General features: G+C 46.8%; 13 protein-coding genes. 9 read left to right on the top strand and 4 right to left on the bottom strand.

The genetic code is table 11. The annotated features are described in order from the left end of the window. Window positions 1-53: 53 nt before the first annotated feature. Window positions 54-1,523, bottom strand: a complete 1,470-nt coding sequence (locus GVN20_RS03925; RefSeq protein ID WP_166557057.1) for a carbohydrate-binding domain-containing protein — start codon at window positions 1,521-1,523, stop codon at window positions 54-56. 398 nt (window positions 1,524-1,921) lie between these two features. Between GVN20_RS03925 and GVN20_RS03930 the strand changes: the two genes are divergently transcribed. From GVN20_RS03930 to GVN20_RS03960, 8 genes are all read left to right on the top strand, one after another. Then, complete coding sequence (locus GVN20_RS03930; protein ID WP_166557058.1) at window positions 1,922-3,730, top strand: hypothetical protein; 1,809 nt, start codon at window positions 1,922-1,924, stop codon at window positions 3,728-3,730. 137 nt (window positions 3,731-3,867) lie between these two features. Next, a complete protein-coding gene (locus tag GVN20_RS03935) occupies window positions 3,868-5,970 on the top strand; it encodes a M3 family metallopeptidase (protein ID WP_166557059.1) in 2,103 nt (700 codons plus the stop codon). Window positions 5,971-6,085: 115 nt separating this feature from the next. After that, window positions 6,086-7,279, top strand: a complete 1,194-nt coding sequence (locus tag GVN20_RS03940) for a P1 family peptidase (protein ID WP_166557060.1) — start codon at window positions 6,086-6,088, stop codon at window positions 7,277-7,279. Window positions 7,280-7,550: 271 nt separating this feature from the next. Continuing rightward, on the top strand, window positions 7,551-9,314 hold the full coding sequence (locus GVN20_RS03945) for a M13 family metallopeptidase (RefSeq protein WP_206023188.1): 1,764 nt from the start codon (window positions 7,551-7,553) through the stop codon (window positions 9,312-9,314). Next, complete coding sequence (locus GVN20_RS29910) at window positions 9,232-9,579, top strand: M13-type metalloendopeptidase (RefSeq protein WP_206023189.1); 348 nt, start codon at window positions 9,232-9,234, stop codon at window positions 9,577-9,579. Before GVN20_RS03945 ends, GVN20_RS29910 begins: the two co-directional genes overlap by 83 nt. A 245-nt stretch (window positions 9,580-9,824) precedes the next feature. Further along, entirely contained in the window at window positions 9,825-9,986 is a 162-nt protein-coding gene (locus GVN20_RS03950) for an ATP-binding protein (protein ID WP_409033834.1), read from the top strand. 10 nt (window positions 9,987-9,996) lie between these two features. After that, window positions 9,997-12,000, top strand: coding sequence for a sensor histidine kinase (locus tag GVN20_RS29650; protein WP_229598958.1), 2,004 nt, complete (start codon window positions 9,997-9,999; stop codon window positions 11,998-12,000). Between the two features lie 77 nt (window positions 12,001-12,077). Next, on the top strand, window positions 12,078-12,851 hold the full coding sequence (locus GVN20_RS03960) for an NIPSNAP family protein (protein WP_166557062.1): 774 nt from the start codon (window positions 12,078-12,080) through the stop codon (window positions 12,849-12,851). 113 nt (window positions 12,852-12,964) lie between these two features. Here GVN20_RS03960 and GVN20_RS03965 read toward each other — a convergent pair whose 3' ends face one another. Continuing rightward, window positions 12,965-15,088: a PQQ-binding-like beta-propeller repeat protein gene (locus GVN20_RS03965; protein ID WP_166557063.1), complete on the bottom strand. Its 2,124-nt coding sequence runs from the start codon at window positions 15,086-15,088 to the stop codon at window positions 12,965-12,967. Window positions 15,089-15,372: 284 nt separating this feature from the next. Between GVN20_RS03965 and GVN20_RS03970 the strand changes: the two genes are divergently transcribed. Further along, window positions 15,373-17,616 carry a tetratricopeptide repeat protein gene (locus tag GVN20_RS03970; protein ID WP_166557064.1) on the top strand — a complete coding sequence of 748 codons (2,244 nt, stop codon included), beginning with the start codon at window positions 15,373-15,375 and terminating at the stop codon, window positions 17,614-17,616. A gap of 17 nt (window positions 17,617-17,633) precedes the next feature. On the opposite strand, the gene GVN20_RS03975 is transcribed toward GVN20_RS03970, so the two are convergent. Both GVN20_RS03975 and GVN20_RS03980 read right to left on the bottom strand, forming a co-directional pair. After that, window positions 17,634-17,936, bottom strand: coding sequence for a DUF2442 domain-containing protein (locus GVN20_RS03975; protein WP_166557065.1), 303 nt, complete (start codon window positions 17,934-17,936; stop codon window positions 17,634-17,636). A 7-nt stretch (window positions 17,937-17,943) separates the two neighbouring features. Next, window positions 17,944-19,359: an aldehyde dehydrogenase family protein gene (locus GVN20_RS03980; protein WP_166557066.1), complete on the bottom strand. Its 1,416-nt coding sequence runs from the start codon at window positions 19,357-19,359 to the stop codon at window positions 17,944-17,946. Window positions 19,360-19,514 lie beyond the last annotated feature (155 nt).

Raw genomic sequence — 19,514 nt, forward strand, 5'->3', positions numbered from 1 at the left:
TTGGGCTATTAATAGGAATTTCTTTCATTATGAGTGTTTTTGCCCAGAATAAGCTACAATTTTACCTTAGTTGCCACACTCGTAATGCTTACAGTACCCGCTTTCGTACCCGAGGTATAGATACCATCTTTATACAGGCCGTCGGTGACTGTACCCGTTGAGCTTCCTCCAAAAAAGACGTCGTAGGAGGTGTCTTTTTTGAGTTCTGGGGAGGAAAACGCCACAGATTGGTATTTTTTGGTGGATTTGAAGGTTAGAATATCTTTGCCTGCACTGTCCTGAATATGGACTAAAGAGCCCGCCTGCTGCGCCGCAGAAAGGGTAATCAATACTGAATTTTGCGTCGAGCTTGTACCTGGAATTTGCGCCATTCCAGAACTGCCCACGGCCAACAGATACCCTCCAGTAATCTTGAAAGAGCGATCATAGTCTACGGCAGCATTGTTGTTGGCCGTGGTTCCGTTGACGATTATAACGCCTCCCGTCATTTCGGCTGTGCCGTTTACATCTACGCCGTCGCCGTTGGCATCCATCCAGATGTAGCCACCATTCATGTAAAAATAATAACTACCCGAGGCTGTGGCTGATTCACTGCTTCCACCCGCTGCATTGAGGCCGTCGTCGCTGGATACGATGTGAATAGTGCCGTCGTTGACGGTGATGATTTTACTTTCGATTCCTTCGTAAGACTTGGTGATGTTGATGTTTCCTCCGTTGATTGTCAACTTGCTTTCGGCATGAATCCCGTCGTCGCCCGCTAAGATTGTCATGGCTCCCTTCTCAATAATAATATAGCCCAATGCTGTATTTTCGTCATTGTTGGATTTGAGCCCATCGGTTTTTGCCGTCACGTTGATTGCCCCGTCTTTGATGATGAGATAATCTTTTCCTCGGATACCGTCATCAGCGGCCGTTACGTTAAGGGTGCCACTTTTGATGATAAGACCGTCTTTGCTCGCAATGCCGTCGTTGAATTTGCCAGTTACCGTCAGCGAGCCATTACCAAAAATGGTCAAATCTGCCTTGCTGAACAAGGCCGCGTTTGGCTCTTCGTCGGCGGGTATGTCATAAACGTAAGTGGCCCCGTCGGTGAGTTTATTTTGGGTGTTGTCGGCCAGAACAACAAGTGCTTTTCCCGCTTTTTTTATATAAATCGGGGCGCTGTTTGAACTCGTAATATCCACACCGTTAAGGATAATCCTTACTACACCCTTGTCTTCATTGTTCACCACAATTTGGCCGTTGGTCAAGGTGCCGCTGATGCTGTAAGTTCCCGCCGCTTTGATGGTAGCAACCGCCCCCGCTACGCTAACACCCGCATTATTGGCCGTAATTGAAGTTCCGTTCAGTACAATAGGAATCACATCGGCGTTGTTCCATATGTAATCGCTATCTGCTTCATGCAATTCGATACTGTCTTCGTCTTCGGAAGGCAATAATACGTCCGAGCCATCTTTACAGGCAATCAACATTGATGCAATTATGGTCAACATCATCCATAAAAGCAGGTTTCTCTTCTTCATCCTTTTCATTCTTGGGTGTCGGTAGTATTTGTTAAATCTAACTTGATTTATTATGATACGTTACGCACAATGCAGACATTGTGTTGCGGTGAAAATGTGATTCAATACAAAAAGCCGAAAACATATCAGATAACTTTTAGGTATATTCTTTGGAATATAAGCCATAAATAATCATATTGCTTTGTTTCCTAAAACCTCAAAAAAATGATAAACTCTTCCAACTATTCGGACTTTTCAGGTCTATTTTTATCTTCTCGAAATCAAAAGTTCTCTCTTTTGGTCAAACATAAAAGTCATTAAAAAATCAATAAGGTATGGTTTAGTGGCTGTAATTTGTGGCAAAATAAAACCTTGTCAGCTGTGCGAAGTACTTCATAATTACCAAAGATTTAGTGTAAATGACTTCAGCAATTCGGAATTCAACATTTTTGATAACTTGGTCTATTAAGATTTACAACTCAATCTGCTTTGCTGGGATTATATATTGCCTTCTTACCCTGCCAGAAGCAAAGGCTGCTAATCCTGATTCATTGTTGTATCTGACCCCGCAACGGCAGTACAGCGCCATTTTCAATACATATCATACGCTGCGCCAAAAAGACACTTCTCTTTTGAGACCGTTTGTAGATGAATTGAAAACATTCTTTACTTCCGAAGGGACCGCGTTGGACTTGCTCACGCTGGAGGTTACGATCATGCAATATGAACATGCCAACCCTAATTTTAAAACAAAATACCTCCCCCGGGCGCTGGCTGCCTTGCAAAAAGCGGAGGAATCAGGCAACCATTTTCTTTTTGCCAAAATGCACCAGGCACTAGGGATGTACCATTATAATGTTCAGAAGGAATACGGCCTCGCCTTTCAATACTACCTGAAACTTTTTGACCTTATCAAAGACCTCAACGAGACTGAATATCCTGATTACCAATACACGATGTACATCATTGCGTTGGCTCATTATGATTTTACTGACTACGAAAATGCGATCCGGTACGGTGAAGTTCTGATGAATAATATTCAGAAACCGATCACGCAAACCCATCTTTTTAATGCCAATATGGTGGGAATGGCCTATCTGAGGCTTCGAAACTACGCCGCCGCCCGGCGGTATTTTGAGTGGGGCGTTCCTTATCTTGCTTCGCTGTTTAGTAAGTCGAAACTGCAAAAGCTCGAAAAATGGACAGGAATCATCAATGGTAATATTGGCTTAACTTACTTTGGAGAAAAAAAATACAGCAAAGCCCTGCCTTATCTTCAAAAAGGCTTTGAACTCAGTGAGCAAACCCAAATGTGGAATAATTCAGCTTCGTTCGGGGCTAAGCTGGCGCTGATAGCCTTGGAAAAAGGTGACATTAAAAGGGCGCAGCAATGGGCCGTTACGACGCTGAATCATGCCAAAAAATACCGCGACCAAGACAGAGCTTTGCCCAACGCTAAATTTTTAGCCGAGCCTTACTTCGTCATGTCAAATGTAAAAAAAGCGAGCGGGAACTGCCGGCAGGCCATGCTATATGCTGACTCATCGGCAGCACAAGAACTTATTGTGAAACAGCAAATGGACGTAACTCATAAGCACAAAGCCGAAATTGCCGTTGACCACGAAAAATTCAACGCACGGGAATTGCTTCTGCAAAAAGACCGGGAACGGCAATTACTGATTCGAAACGGGCTGCTGCTGTTACTGGTCGTTTTTGTATTGGTGGCGTATCTGCTCTACAAACAGCAACACCTCAAACAGCAAAAATTGATCGCTCAAAAGCAATTGGCCGAAACGGAACTCCACCACTCCCAAGCCCAACTGGACCAAATACGGCAGGGAATTCAGCAAAAAAATGACATGATTGCGCGCTTTACCCAAAACTGGAATTCCGCCAATAGCACGCCGTCCCGCGATTCGGCGGAGTATCAACTGCTCCATGAACTTAGAAAATCAGTCATCTTGACCGACGACGACTGGAACTCCTTTGCCGAGCTGTTTGAAAAAGCGCATCCCGGCTTTTTTGTGCGTCTCAAAACCAAGTTTGCCGACCTGACACCCGCTGAAACTCGCTTCATGGCCCTCGCCCGGCTTTCGTACTCCAACCGCGAAATGGCCGCCATGCTCGGCGTAGGGGTGGGGGCCGTGCGCCAATACCGCCTCCGCATCAGGCGCAAGCTGGAAGCACCAGAAGATTTGGATATCAGCGAGTTGGCGAGCACTATTTAGCCGCTTTCGTCCCTCCGTATTTTGCCCAAAACAAGCCCGAAATCAATTGTAACGTTTTTGTAACGCTCGATTTTAGTCGGTGTATGCCAAATAGGCTACTTTTAAACACATACATTCCTAACCTACTGCTTTACATTATGAAACTCCTGATTTTGCCCTGTCTTCTCTTTTCGGTTTTGACATCGTTTACTCAACAAACCGCTTCTGCCCCAGTCAACGATAATCCCTTTTTCCAACCATGGCAGGGTCCCGATGCGCTGTTTCCCTTCGATAAAATCAAGGTCAGCCACCTGCGGCCCGCCCTTGACAGCGGGCTGGTGCTCATGAAAAACACCTACGCAAAGATCATTGCCAATAGGGCAAACCCCACTCCCCAAAATACCCTTTGGGCCGCCACTTTTGACAAAGGCTTTGATTTGCTTAACAATGCAGTCACGGTTCACTATATACTCAACAGTACAGACGCCACCCCGGAAACCCAAAAGCTGATGCAGGAATACTACGTCAAGTATACGGAAGTTCAAAATGAATTTACGTACAGTGCCACGTACTTCCAAAAAATAGAAGAGCTTTACCGTCAACGTCAACGATACACCGACCCCGAAGAACGAAAAGCCATCGAAGATACCTACCGAAAATTACTTCGGGCCGGCCTGAAACTCCCCAAGGATAAGCAGGAACGGTTGAAAGCCATCAACCTTGCTCTGGCAAAGCTCGAAACGACCTTTGCCGATAATATACTGGCCGAAACAGCCGCCTTTTCCAAACTTATCACTAAGCCCGAAGAAGTAGCGGGACTATCGGAAACGGCCCTTCAGGCCGCCAAAGAAGCAGCAAAATTGGTAAAGCAGGAAGGCTGGCTGTTTACGTTACAGGCTCCGAGCTATGCGGCCGTTATGCAAATGGCCGAAAACCGCGCCCTCCGAAAAGAACTGTGGCTGGCCAATGGCAGCCGGGCAGCGCATGACAATGCCCATGACAACCGTCCGGTGTTTAGGGAAATAGTGGCTTTACGGCAGGAGATGGCCCAATTGCTGGGATTTCCCACCTTCAGCCACTACCGATTGCAGGAGCGTATGGCGCAAAATCCCGAAACCGTGTACGCATTTCTGGATACCCTAACGGCCTACACCCAACCGGCGTATCGGCGGGAGTTTGACGAACTGACGGCCTATGCGCGTCTTAGGGGGTTTACCGAGGAGCAACTGCAATCGTATGATGTTTTGTTCTACCGCGAAAAGCTCAAACAGGAACGGTTATCTTTTAACGATCAATCCATCAAGCCTTTTTTTAAACTTCAAAATGTACTGGAAGGAATGTTTGGCGTAGCTAATCAGCTCTACGGTATTCGGTTTGTGGAAGACAAAACCATCCCAGTATACCATCCCGATGTCACTGTATACCGAGCACTGGAAGCCGACGGCCAACTGCTGGGGTATTTTTACGTGGATATGTTTGCCCGCCCCTCCAAACAACCCGGTGCATGGATGGACTTCGTGCGAAGCGGGCGGTACTCATCGGAGGGTCAGTGGCGGGTGCCTCAAATTATGATTGTCTGTAATGCCCCCAAGCCTACCGAAACGCAACCCGCTTTGTTGGGCTTTCGCGATGTGGAGCTGCTCTTTCACGAATTCGGTCACGCACTTCATTTTTTTAACGTCAAAACCCGCTACAACCATGAGGTATTTACTGACTTTGTGGAATTGCCGAGTAAATTCATGGAGAATTTTTGCTACGAGCCTTCGGTTTTAAAAACCTTTGCCAAACACTACCAAACCGATGAGTCGCTGCCGGACTCGGTCATTGAAAAGATCAGCCAATCAAAAACGTTTTTTGCCGGCCATGAAAACATCAACCATATCATCAGTAACCTTATTGATATGGCGTGGCATGCCGATCCGAAAGGACATGAAAAGACCGTTACAGAGCTCGAGGAGCCCATTTACCTGAAAATCGGGCGCTATCCCTATTTTTCCGAAAGTAAGAGAACCCCCACCTTCAGTCATATTGGCGGGGGATACGCCTCCGGCTATTACAGCTACAAATGGTCGGAGGTATTGGATGCCGATGCCTATGACTACTTCAAAGAAAAAGGCATTTTCAATCCGGAAGCAGCCCGCAAGTTCAAAACCCTATTGCAAAAGGGTGGAAGCGTACCGCCGATGGAGCTTTATCGTCAGTTTCGCGGCCGTGATCCCAAGCCGCAGGCGATGCTACGCCGAGCGGGGTTGATACCCTAAAGCGGGGTTTTATTTTGTACTTTCTATCAGACAATTTCAAACCGATACCACGTTCGTGACCTTCCGTAAGGGCGTGATTCCGAAAACAATTTTTTTTAAACAAACCTTACTTCTTATGAAAACCAAATTTATCATTTTCTGGCTATTCATTGGCTTCTCAGCCGCAGCACCAGCCCAGCCAAATCCTACCCGTGCCCGAGACCTGGGCATTCCCCTTGACGGCAAACCTGGGCTTTACAATGCAATTACTGATGTAAAAGGGGTAGAAGTAGGTATGACGACGATCATTGAAGGAAGCGGCCCGTTAGTGGTGGGGAAAGGCCCTGTCCGAACAGGGGTAACGGCTATCCTGCCCCGTGGTAAAACCTTCGATCCTGTTTTTGCTAACTGGTACAGCCTGAACGGAAACGGCGAAATGACCGGAACCACTTGGGTAACCGAATCAGGATTTCTTGAAACTCCGATTCTTATAACCAACACACATAGTGTAGGCGTTGTCCGGGATGCAACCGTAGCTTGGCAGGCTCAAAAGAAATTTTACAATACACAAGGCGGTGGTTTTTGGTTTTCTTACCCGCTCGTGGCTGAGACCTATGATGGACTGCTGAATGATGTCAACGGCTTTCATGTGACCCGCGAGCATGTAATGCAGGCGCTGGATGGGGCTAAGAACGGGCCCGTTGCAGAAGGGGCCGTTGGGGGAGGTACGGGTATGGTTTGTCTGGGTTTTAAAGGAGGAACCGGCACTGCTTCACGCGTCGTTAACGGACATACAGTGGGGGTGCTCGTACAGGCCAATTTTGGTAGCCGCGGGCAACTGACCATTGCCGGTATACCTGTGGGAAGGGCGTTGCTGGACACGCTCTCCTGGCGGCTTAACGGGGAGCAGATTTACGGCAAACCAACCGCTAAACAGTCCTCTGAACAAGGTTCCATCATCGTGATTGTCGCTACCGATGCCCCCTTGCTTCCCCATCAGCTTAAACGTATCGCCCAGCGAGTTCCTTTGGGAATCGGCAAAACAGGAGGCGTAGGTGGCAATAGCTCAGGGGACATTTTTCTGGCGTTTTCCACGGCAAATTCGGCTTCGTTTGACCGAACAGCGACCCGGGCCGTTCAGATGCTGTCCAACGATGCCATGGATCCATTGTTTACAGCAACCGTTCAGGCCACAGAAGAAGCCATTCTGAACGCTCTGGTTGCCGCGAAATCAATGGATGGTATCAATGGAAACTTCATTCCCGCCCTACCGCATGAAAGTATACGTACAATCCTTAAAAAATACAACCAGCTGATTATAAAGCCATAACCTCACTACGATTACGCTTTCATACAGAAGCGCCCCAAAACTCGCTATGAAGCCTTATGGAGAAATTATGCCATAAGGAGCTTAGTGTATGGACAAAGAAAGAGGTCAGGTTACGATGTTAATTCCTTCACCCAATTCAGTAATCGTAGGACTTGGTCATTACAAAGTTGTAAATGTCAGCCCTAAAGCTTTGTAAAAGGATTACGTGCTATGGCAGCTATACCTGCAAAAGACAAATAAGATGCCACAATAACCTTTCAATCTAAAAATCATGAAATCATTTACCCTCCTTTTCCTCATAACAGCCGCCTTACTAACCGTTGCCTTCGTTGGCGATCCTAAAAAAGATGAACCTAAAAAGGCAGGTCTTGATCTGTCAGCGATGGATAAATCGGTTCGGCCACAGGATGATTTCTTTCGGTACGTAAACGGTACCTGGCTTAAAACCACAGCTATTCCGGCCTCAGAAACCGGATGGGGAACTTTTAGTATACTCCAAAACGAAACGCAAAACCGATTAAAGTCTATTCTGGAAAACACTGCCCAAGGCCGCTTTGCTATAGGCAGTGTGGAACAACGCGTGGGCGATTTTTATGCCGCTGGCATGGACTCATTGACGATTGAGAAACGCGGGTATGCGCCGATTAAGCCGGTTCTGGCCGAGATAGAAGCCATTAATGATTATAAAGCCCTGCTTGCTTTTTGCGCGTCGCACCCCTTGGACGGGGGTAACACCTTTATAACGTATTCTATCTTTCAGGATGCCCGTAACCCAACCAAAAACGTACTTTATATGGCTCAGGCGGGTATTGGTTTGCCCGATAAAGACTACTATACCAAAACCGAGGAGACTACGGTTAAAATAAGAAATGCTTACAAAGCATATATCAGCCAACTGTTTGTACTGACTGGCACCTCAGAAGCCATCGCCCAAAAACAGGCTGACGAGATTTTAGCGTTAGAAACCCAACTGGCCGCCTCGCACCTCAGCAGCATTGAGCTGCGTGACCTCCTGAGACAATACAATAAGGTTACTTTAAAAGAATTCAGTGAGCAGGTGCCGAATCTGGCCTTACCCCAATTCCTGACTACTAGGGGAGCGGTTCAGGATACCATCATCATAGCCCATCCTAACTATTACAGGGCACTTAATGAACTATTAACAACCTATGACATTCAGATTCTGAAAGCCAAGCTACGCTTTTCGGTTATTGCGTCAGCGGCTTCGCTGCTGAGTGCGCCATTTGTAAGGGCCAATTTCGACTATAACAAAGTACTGACTGGCAGGCAAAAGCAGCAGAATCGTTGGAAACGGATATTGGACCAAACCGATGGTGCGATGGGTGATTTACTGGGGCAGCTATATGTAAAACGGTATTTCAAACCAGAGGCCAAACAGCGCATGATGGAGTTGGTGGGCAATCTGAAAAAAGTATTCAGAACCCGCCTGGAGTCACTTGACTGGATGACGGCCGAAACTAAAGCAGAGGCCCTCAAAAAACTGGAGTCTTTTACCCCAAAAATCGGCTATCCTGATAAATGGAAAACCTACGAGGGCGTAGTCATCAACCGAACAACCTTTTATGAGAACGTAAAGGCGCTACAGCTATGGCATGAAAAAGAAACCATTGCCCGGCTGAATAAACCCATCGATAAAACCGAATGGCGAATGACGCCCCAGACCATCAACGCGTATTACAATCCGTTGCAAAACGAGATTGTGTTTCCAGCGGGTATTCTACAATGGCCTTGCTTCGATATCATGTCCGACGATGCCGTTAACTACGGGGCCATCGGAGCAGTGATTGGTCATGAAATGACACACGGCTTCGACGATCAGGGACGGCTCTTCAACTACATGGGTATGCTGAAAAACTGGTGGAAGAAAGAAGACAATGAAGCCTTTAAACAGCGGTCTCAGCAGGTAGTTGATCAATCACAACGGGTTCCGAGTGCTGGAGGGGCTGTCGGTCAAAGGGGAATTGACTCTGGGCGAAAATATCGCCGATTTGGGTGGTTTATCTATTGCCTATGAAGCCTTTCAGCTAACTTCGCAGGCTAAGCAGCAAAAGAAGCTGGAAGGTTTCACCCCCAATCAACGCTTCTTCATGGCTTATGCTCAGGTATTTCGAGAAAAAGTACGAGATGAAACCTTACAGCTAAGCATCAATACAAATCCTCACTCGCCCGCCGAGTTCAGGGCTAACGGTCCCCTTTCCAACTTCGAGCCTTTCTATCAGGCGTTTGATGTGAAGCAAGGAGATAAACTTTACCGCGAGAACCGGACAAAGATTTGGTAATAAATAAGTAATCCTTTAAAAAAATAAATGATGAGAAAATTATCATTTATTGCGGCTCTACTTTTAGTCGCTCAGGTTTTTGCCCAAAGCCCTACTACTGTTGGTCCTTCAAACGGCTCCCTGATAATCTTAGGAAGCGGCTATGACTCTACCGTGCTGAACAAATTCGTTCAACATGCAGGAGGGCATAAAACAAAATAGGTTTTGATTCCCACTGCCTTAGACGACACTACGCTGAAAGGATACTGCCAGGGTTCGTAAAAGCAATGCCCACGGGAGAAGGAACGGGTTTGGGACTTTCGCTCAGTTATGACATCATCACCAAAGTCCACGGTGGAACACTCGAAGTGGAGACGATAGAGGGCGAAGGGACGACGTTTATTGTGACAGTACCAATTTACTTTTAATCTGATTCCAATGAAAAAAACGCTCATTTTACTCCTACTTATCTTACTTTCTTTCTTTGGATCGGCCCAACAAGTTCAATTCAGAATCGACAGCCTCAAACGCGAGTTAGCCAAAGCCACACACGATACGACAAGGCTCTCCTTATATCGAAGTCTAAGCGGTAATTATACACAATTCAATACTGATTCTTCCTCTTGGTACGCCCAAAAATTTGTTTCCCTGGCCCGACAAATTAAAGATCAGGAAAGCGAACTTTGGGGGTTATATCTTTTAGCCACCTCCCTTTTTGAGAGTGATATTCCAAAAAGTATGGCTTTGTACCTACGGGTAATCAAGGAAAGTCAAGGGCCGGGATTAATGAACGCCTATCGTGTAGGGGTTTCTAATTATCGGATAGGACAATTATATATGGTTTTAGAAAACTATCGACCGGCTATTCATCATTTTAGATCAGCACTTCCCCTGCTGGAGAAAAGCCAAAAAAAAATAGCATTGGTACGAACAGGTACAACACCCACTTATCTCTGCCTCTGGGAACTCAGTGGCGCATTTCTCTATAACAATCAGCTTGACTCAGCTCGTTACTATCTGACACAAGCCATAAAAATTGACTCGGCAATTAGTGAATCAAACTATAGTGCGGGCTTAGAAATAGACCGTAACCCGAAGTTGGCTTCACGATTATTCCAAAAGAATTTTCGCCTTGCTCAACAATCCGGAAACTTATGGTCAATAAGCCTAACCGCCCGCCGATTCAGTGAATTTCACTTAAATCACACCAACCTGCTCGATTCAGCGATCAGTGTAGCTAAAGCAGGATTACAAGCCGCCCAAACCATGAACTATGTTCGCGGCATGTATGTAAACAGTCGGGTGCTTTCAGAAGCCTATAAAAGACAGCGCAACATTGACAGCGCCTATAAATACCAAAACCTAATGCTCGGCGCTCGTGACTCCCTGTTCAATCAGGACAAAATCAATCAAATTCAGATAACCGTAATTGAAGAACAGCAAAGAGTGCAGAAGTTGGAAGAGGAAAAAGTCAAATTAGAAAACCGCACTAAAATTTACGTTTCACTCGGTACGATGGTGGTTTTACTGGCATTTGTCCTGTTTTTCTACCGAAACCAGCGTAAAACCCAAAAAGCCAACGTCCTGCTCCAACACCAACGTGACGAAATTCATCAACAGCGTACTCAACTTCAACAATCACTGGAAACCCTGAAAGCCACCCAAGCCCAACTCATCCAAAAAGAAAAACTGGCCAGTCTCGGCGAGCTTACCGCAGGCATCGCCCACGAGATTCAAAACCCCTTAAACTTCGTCAATAACTTCTCGGAACTCAGCGTGGAATTAGCCAAAGAGTTAAAAGAAGAAAGGCTAAAGGCCAAACGGGATGAAGAGTTAGAAAATGAGTTACTGGACGACCTGATTCAAAACCAGGAAAAAATCACTTACCACGGCGGGCGCGCCTCTTCCATTGTCAATGGTATGCTCGAACACTCCCGGGCCACCACTGGTGAGCGCCAACCGACTGATCTCAACCAACTCGCTGATGAATACCTGCGGCTGAGTTATCATGGGCTGCGCGCTAAAGACAGTAACTTTCATTCGGACTATGAACTGATTGTCGATAACAATCTGCCCTTTATCAATGTCGTGCCGCAGGAGATCGGCAGGGTATTGCTCAATTTGATTAACAATGCTTTCTATGCCGTCAATGAACGCAGCAAACTGAAAGAACCCGATTATCACCCCAAAGTAACCGTTAGAACATATTACTCCCCCTTTGGGGATTGGGGGGCTTCCGTCCAAGACAACGGAAACGGCATTCCTGCCGCCATCAAAGACAAGATCTTTCAGCCCTTTTTCACCACCAAACCTACCGGCGAAGGAACGGGTTTGGGACTTTCGCTTAGTTACGACATTGTGACCAAAGGACACAGCGGGACGATTGAGGTGGAGACGAAGGAGAGCGAAGGGACGACGTTTATAATTCGATTGCCTTTGTAACCCTCAACGCTCCTTTTGTTCGGGTAAGGAATCGCCTAGGGCTGCTTTTCCTAACAATAACTTACATAGACATACAAATGAAAAGAAGAAAGTTTATGGCGGCCTCCTCCCTGCTTGGGCTCGGGGCCGTTTCGCCAAAATTAGCTGCACAATCAGTTAAAAAAAACGATAAAGAAGTCTACGAATTGCGGTCGTACGAGACCAAAATGGGCGGCATGGGCCGTTTGGAAGCCTACATACAAACCGTCTTGATGCCCGCCCTCAACCGAATGGGAGCGAGTAAAGTAGGGGTGTTTAAGGAAATGAGCAAGGACGACCCCGCCAAATTGCACGTGCTGATTGCTTACGCTACGCAGGAGCAATATTTCCAAATCCACGGTCAACTGAAAACCGATGCCGACTACCTCAGCGCCGCCGATACCTACCTAAAAACCCCCGTCGATAAAGCTACTTTTGACCGGATGGGCAGTTCATTGATGGTTGCCTTTGACGGGATGCCCAAGTTGGCTACGCCTGTCAAAGAGCCGCGAATCATGGAACTCAGAACCTACGAAAGCTACAACGAAGACGCCGCCCGTCGTAAGATTAAGATGTTTAACGAAGGAGAAATTGCGGTTTTTAACAAAGTCAAACTCAACATTGTCTTCTTTGGCGAAGTCCTTATAGGGCCGCGTATGCCGTGTCTGACCTATATGCTGACCTTCAAAAACATGGAAGAGCGCAACGCCAACTGGGCACAGTTTAGCGCTGACCCTGACTGGAAGCAGCTTTCGCAAGCGCCCGAATACGCTAATACAGTTTCTAGAATTGCGCGTATCTTTCTGGAACCTACGGCCTATTCGCAGATTTAAGACCCATTGGGAGGAACACGGAAAACGGAGGAACGAAAAACGGGTGGTTTTGCAAGCGTTAGCTGCAAAACCACCCGTTTTGTATTAATTTTCTTGACAAAAAAATGTATAATCTACGGCAAAGCAAACGCTACGTAACTGTCGCCTTTGGGCGTGCCTAGCTTGGTACCACCGCAGGCAATGACCACGTACTGTTTTCCGTTGGCCTGATAGGTGCTTGGCGTGGCAAAACCCGCCGCTGGGAGTTTAGTTTCAAACAACAGCTGACCCGTTTTTTTGTTGAATGCCCGAAACATCCCGTCTTTGGTGGCTGCAATAAACAACACACCGCCCGCTGTAATGACTGGGCCGCCGTAATTTTCGCAACCCGTCGGGGCGATGCCTTTGGCCGTTAGTTCTTTAAACTCTCCTAATGTGATTTTCCAGGCGTATTCACCCGTGTTGAGATTGATGGCGCTCAACTGCCCCCACGGCGGATTGATGCCCGGGTAGCCGTCTTTATCCAAAAATTTATTGTAACCAGTGGTTTTGTAAGGCACGCTCGAAAACTTGTCTTCCACCGCTGCACTGCCCGCTTCTTTTTTCTCTTCTCCAAACAAAAAGGCAATTAGCGCGTCTTTTTCGGCGGGTTTCAGGTACGAAAACCCTGGCATCATTCCTTTTCCATTGCTGACCAGCGTGTGAATGTAGGCCCGGTCGCGACGGGTATTAATGCCTACCAACGACGGATACCCACTCTTTGGATTCCCCTTGCGGTCGGCACCGTGGCAGGCAGTACAGTACTGCACGTAGGCGCGTTCGCCCGTGGGAAGCATCGCCAACTTATCCATTTTGGGCTTGTCCACAATCGTCATAATCCAAGGCATTTCATTCGAATTTACGTACAATATGCCCGTTTCGGGGTCGTAGCCTGCTCCGCCCCATTCCCCGCCGCCGTCGTAGCCAGGAAAAATCAACGTTCCTTCTTTGCTTGGTTGCTCAAACTGATGGCGGTGACGAATACTGCGAAGCGTAGCGGCCAATTCATCCCGATTGGCGGCGAAAGGATTAATTTCGTCCATGGTCAGTGTTTGCCGTGAAAAAGGTGCGGGTTTGAGCGGTACGGGCTGGGTAGGCCAAGGTTTTTCGCCAGGCACTCCATTGGTGGGTACGGGAATTTCTTTGATGGGAAACAGCGATTTTCCCGTCACTCGGTCAAAGACAAACACAAAACCTGACTTGGTAATCTGCGCTACGGCATCAATTTTTTTTCCGTCTCGATTGACCGTCACGAGCGTGGGAGCCGAAGGTAAATCGCGGTCCCATACGTCGTGGTGCACAAATTGAAAATGCCACAGTCGCTTGCCAGTAGCGGCATCGAGTGCCAATAAACAATTGGCAAACAGGTTTTGTCCAGGCCGATTGCCGCCGTAGAAGTCATACCCTGCCGAGCCAGTAGGCACAAAAAGAATGCCCCGGTCGCGGTCTACGGCCATGCCAGCCCAGTTGTTGGCTGCGCCCACATCTTCATTTTTGTAGTTATTTTTTCCCCAAGTTTCGTAGCCCACTTCGCCGGGATGTGGAATGGTCCGGAAGGTCCAAGCCAGTTTGCCAGTGCGAACGTTAAAAGCCCGAATATGGCCCGGAGCCGCATCTGGGCCTTCTGACAGGCGTACGGGCATGATAATCAAATCTTTAAAAATAGTGCCGGGGGTGTTAGAGCAGATAAATTTATCCTTGGCTGAGGCAGGCAACCCATTGTGTAAGTCCATCCGACCGTTTTCACCGAAAGATTCAATTGGTTTTCCCGTTTTTGCTTCTAGTGCGTAGAGCCACTGCCCCGCGCTGAAAAAGATACGTTTGTCGTTGCCGTCTTCCCAGTAGGTCACGCCCCGATTGGTATTAAACCATTGCGGGTCTTTGGAGTCTTTGTATTTCCAAAGTTCTTTTCCTGTGGCGGCATCCAGCGCAAATACCTGCACCGAAGCCGTAGTGCCGTACAGGACTCCGTCGACCATGATGGGATTGCACTGAATTTGCCCCGTGGTATCGCCTGAGTGATACTCCCATGCGACCTGTAAATTTTTGACGTTTTCGGTCGTAATTTGGGTGAGGCTCGAATAATGCGTACGTTCTGGTCCACCCAAAAATTCACTCCAACCCGTATATCGGTTTTTATCATCAGCGCCAGAATACCACGCCGAAACGATAAGGGTCGCGCTGGCAATCGTGATTTTAGACAAAGAACTTAATTTCATAGCGAACAATTTTTAACTACCTCTATAAGCACCATTTGTGGATTTTTTCACGTAATAAATCTATAAAAGACGCTTGCCAAATAATAAAAGCTGGCATATTATCCAGTACGGATGTTTGTTTTGTAAGCCTTAACAGGTATTTTTACCACTAGTCTGTACCATTGTTCTTATTGGTATGTAGTTTCTTCCTTCCAAACCCAATATTTTGTTTTAAGAAAAGTAGCCTAAATGGCACGGTTCGTGTGAAAGATTTTATTGATAGCTACCCAAAATATTGGTTCGTTATGACTCTAAAAAGGCTTTTTTTGGTCTTGTTCCTGTTGGTATTGACTTCGGTATTGCCTGCATTGGCAATGGAAGTTGATTCGATTGATACGAGTTTTTCTACACCTTTAAAGCCCACCGCTGGGGTCGCAATTGTCCCTCGACGTAGCCCCGCACCCCTCCCCGCCAAAGCACCGAAAATGACCGATAAACGCTTCCGACAGCTCAATAACGCGGGTATTCAACAGGCTTATCAATTTAAACTTCAGACTTCCCAATCACTCTTCTTGCAAGCGCAGGAACATTCCTCCGCCAACGATACCTTATTGTACAATCTCTCACTCATAACGGGTTTGCTCAAAAACTATAATGATGCCTTAGAAATAATGACACAAACGGGCTTAGGGCTTAGGTATTTGCACAATAAAGGCGTTTGGGAAGCGCAAAAAGGAGAAATCAATAAAAGCTTGGCTACTTGGGCGTTGGCCCAACCGACCGATACGCTATTGTTCAATATGGCCTTGGCCGAGTACCGCCTCAACAATCTATCGGGAGCGCAGGAGCACATCAAACGAATTGGATTTGCCAAAGCCGCCGAATTTCATGAACTGTACGCCAACATTTTTTTTCGGTTGGGGGATTACAAAAATGCCGAAAAACTCTACCAAAAAGCCGAGAAATTTACCCTCAAAACAGGCCGAAATGCGAGGGGGCTAAGGCTGCTGGTTCAGCGCGGGAACACCCACCTTGCCCAACAAGAATATGAGCAGGCAGAGGTGTTGTACCGTGAATATTTAGAATTAAAAGACCCATATTATCGTTTTGCGGCCCATTTGGGGCTCGGCCACGCGCTGTACCGACAACGGAAATACCAGCTTGCCGTGTTGGAATACGATGCGGCTTGCCGCCACAATGAATCATCGGCCGAAGCGTGGTTGAGCCTCGGCAATGCTTATGTGGGCACCAACGGCCAACGACAAGCACAAAAGGCTTTTGAACGCGCCCTCGACTTGGACTCAACCCAAAAAAGTGCTTGGCTGGGACTAGGAATGGTCAATTATCGCCTACGAAATTTTGGGGAAGCGGTCTGCTGTTTTGAGCAAGCAGGCGAGATTCTGAATGTAAAAAACCGCAACCACGCTGATTTTTTTGCGGCCCGCGCTTTTTGCCGTTTGTATACCGAACAATCAAAACTCGCCAAAGACGATGTGCAAACCGCCGTTCGGCTAGCTGGCAATGGGTTGCTTCCATGTTTGGCCATGAGCGAATATTTACGCATTGAGGGATATTTTCTCTCCTCACTAAAATGGCTCGAAAGAGCTATTCGAGCCAACGATGAAGTAAGTGTAAGAATGCTCGTAAATCGGGGGAATATTTACCTCAAATGTCGTGAATACGACGATGCGATGGATGACTTTTCGCAGGCGCACCGCATGGATCCAAGCAATGTAAATGCTAGCAATGGCTTGGCGATTTCGCTCCTAAACAAAGATGAAATCGACCGCGCAAAAGTATTGTACGACAGCCTACTACGGCAACGAAAACTCGCCATGCTCTACAACAATCGAGGCATTGTTCAGTCGTATATGTCGCTACGGGAGCGCCATGAGCGCAACCACAAAGATGAGGCCAAATTTTCAACGCTGTCGATGCAGGACTTTGATAAAGCGTTGGAAGTCGATTCCACCAAAAGACCGTACTATGTCAATATCGGCAATGTGTACAAAAATCGGAATGAAGAAACCCCCGCCATTGAGAATTATCAACGCTACCTGAGCCCCAACGCCATCAGTAACATGGGCGTGCTGTTTGCGAAAGAAGCCCGGCGGGATTTTTCGGGGCATTACCTCGACATTGCCATCAGTTACGATACCTCCAACGTCATTTATCTCTATAACCGCGCCAAACTGTACCACGACCACTTTAAGGATGTGTTTGTGCGTCGCGCTGATTTGAAGCAGGCCTTTAAACTCATGCCCACCAACGACATCAGCCTCAAATACAGTCCAGACGGATTTGTGACGATTTTTTTGTTTGATTACGATTTTGAAACTTACCACTTTCCCGGCGACCCGCTTTTTGACGTACAGGCGCAGCCCCTTGATGATTTTGCGTTTTTGCCCTCCATGGATTTTATCCCAATGGACGGCGGCGGGGATGTCTTTAAAAAAGGAAAAGGAGGGTATTTAGTCACTAAAAACCAAATTCGCTTCCGGCCCGCTTCGCGCAGGAGCAGAGGCAAGACAAGCTGCCCGAAGATGTAGGGGAAACTGATCAGTGATTAGGCAAAAAACAAAAGCTTTGCAGCAATATAATGTAGATAAAGCCAAAGTTTTTTACCATAAAGGACATTTTCTATTCCAATGATTTCATCAATAGTTTCCCAAAACAAATTATAACCACTCACTTTGAAATTTTGTCTTTCAATGGGGGAAGCATTTTTCAGTAAATCCGACCATTCCAAAGGTATCCAAACTTCACGGCCATCATTTAACCAAAAACCCACTTGACTGTCGGTAACTTCAACTTTTGTAAAAGTTGGTAAATCCTTAAACTTAGGACGCTCTATTAATGGCGTCGGCATGGTAAATCTAAAAATACTTCACAAATAAATCAATGATTTTTCTGACATTGGCCGTGTAAGGTGGATACAGAAATTTCATGGTGCCAAATTGGCGTTTAGACACGCCCCGCAGGTTGCTGAATTCCTGAAAACCAAAATACCCGTTTGACTTCCCAATGCCACTGTTGTTGACCCCGCCGAAGGGCAACTCTGCGTTGCCGAACTGAATCATCACGTCGTTGATGACCGTGTCGCCCGCCGTGGTGTTGTTCAGGAAATAATCAATGTTTTTTGAATCCGTACTGTGAATGTAGAGCGCAAGCGGTTTTTCTTTGCCATTCACGTACGCAATTACCTCTTCTTTGTTTTGATAAGTCAACACGGGCAACAGCGGGCCAAAAATTTCGTCTTGCATGATTTTCATCTCGTCGCTGACGTTGGTTAGCAAAGTAGGCTCCACGTAGTTTTGCTCAGACAGTGTTTTTCCGCCCACCACCACCGAGGCTCCTTTATCGATGGCATCGTCCAGATAGCCTTTCAGGCGGTTGAAGTGCCGATTGTTGACAATACGCGCGTAACTGTCTGATTTTTCGGCGCCTTCACTGTACATTTTTTGGAGAGCAGCCCGATACGAAGTGATGAACTCGTCTATTTTTGAAGCATGAATCATCACATAATCTACCGCGATGCAGGTTTGACCGTTGTTCAGGCCTTTGCTCCAAGCCGTCATTTCGGCGGCTTTTTTGATGTCGGCGGTCTCGTCAATGATATTGGGGGATTTTCCTCCCAACTCCAGCGTCACGGAGGCTAGATGGTCGGCGGCGGCTCGCATGACTATTTTGCCAATGGTTGGCGCGCCCGTAAAGAAAATATGATTGAAAGGCAATTTCAGTAGCTCGGTGGCTACCTCGACATCTCCCTCAAAAACGGCAACTTCTTCTTCGGCAAACAAATCGTTAATCATTTTTTTGAGAAAACGCGAAGTATGGGGCGTAAGCTCGGAAGGCTTCAGCATGGCTACGTTGCCCGCCGCAATGGCCGAAATGAGGGGTTTGATGGCCAATGCCAACGGATAATTCCAGGGAGAAATAATCAACACATTGCCTTTGGGCTCGTGTTTGATGTAATTGGAAGTACCTATCATGCCCAACGGCGTAGGAACGCGTTGGGGTTTCATCCAGTTTTTTAGGTTTTTGCGGGCAAATTTTATCTCTGACGTAATCGTATAGACCTCTCCTAATAGCACTTCTACGGCAGGTTTGCGAAAATCGTCATACATTGCTTTCTCTACGTCGGGCAGGTGGGCCATGAGGTAATCCAACAGTACCTTTAGTTTTTCGGCCCGCTCATCTGCGTTTGTTAATGCCACGTTGACGGCATTTTTACGTTGAGCGTCAAAAACGCGTTGTAGGTCACGGGTTAAGGTTGATTCAGCGGTTATCATGTTGGAATACGTTAATTATTAATGAGTTATAAAAAATAAAGTTGTTCGTTCTGCCCAAATTTCCACCCTGACACTTTTAACCTGTGTCTAACTTTTATTTTATTATTTCTCCTCAAAAATACAATTTTCAAGGAGATTATAGATGTATTTTTAGT

This window comes from Runella sp. CRIBMP, from assembly GCF_009905605.1.
Taxonomy (GTDB): domain Bacteria; phylum Bacteroidota; class Bacteroidia; order Cytophagales; family Spirosomataceae; genus Runella.

Excerpts from the sequence above, each read along its gene's own strand:
- GVN20_RS03935 (WP_166557059.1), top strand. The coding sequence starts at position 3,868 with ATGAAACTCCTGATTTTGCCCTGTCTTCTCTTTTCGGTTTTGACATCG.
- GVN20_RS03945 (WP_206023188.1), top strand. The coding sequence starts at position 7,551 with ATGAAATCATTTACCCTCCTTTTCCTCATAACAGCCGCCTTACTAACC.
- GVN20_RS03970 (WP_166557064.1), top strand. The coding sequence starts at position 15,373 with ATGACTCTAAAAAGGCTTTTTTTGGTCTTGTTCCTGTTGGTATTGACT.
- GVN20_RS03925 (WP_166557057.1), bottom strand. The coding sequence starts at position 1,523 with ATGAAGAAGAGAAACCTGCTTTTATGGATGATGTTGACCATAATTGCA.
- GVN20_RS03965 (WP_166557063.1), bottom strand. The coding sequence starts at position 15,088 with ATGAAATTAAGTTCTTTGTCTAAAATCACGATTGCCAGCGCGACCCTT.
- GVN20_RS03940 (WP_166557060.1), top strand. The coding sequence starts at position 6,086 with ATGAAAACCAAATTTATCATTTTCTGGCTATTCATTGGCTTCTCAGCC.
- GVN20_RS03960 (WP_166557062.1), top strand. The coding sequence starts at position 12,078 with ATGAAAAGAAGAAAGTTTATGGCGGCCTCCTCCCTGCTTGGGCTCGGG.
- GVN20_RS29650 (WP_229598958.1), top strand. The coding sequence starts at position 9,997 with ATGAAAAAAACGCTCATTTTACTCCTACTTATCTTACTTTCTTTCTTT.
- GVN20_RS03975 (WP_166557065.1), bottom strand. The coding sequence starts at position 17,936 with ATGCCGACGCCATTAATAGAGCGTCCTAAGTTTAAGGATTTACCAACT.
- GVN20_RS03930 (WP_166557058.1), top strand. The coding sequence starts at position 1,922 with ATGACTTCAGCAATTCGGAATTCAACATTTTTGATAACTTGGTCTATT.
- GVN20_RS03980 (WP_166557066.1), bottom strand. The coding sequence starts at position 19,359 with ATGATAACCGCTGAATCAACCTTAACCCGTGACCTACAACGCGTTTTT.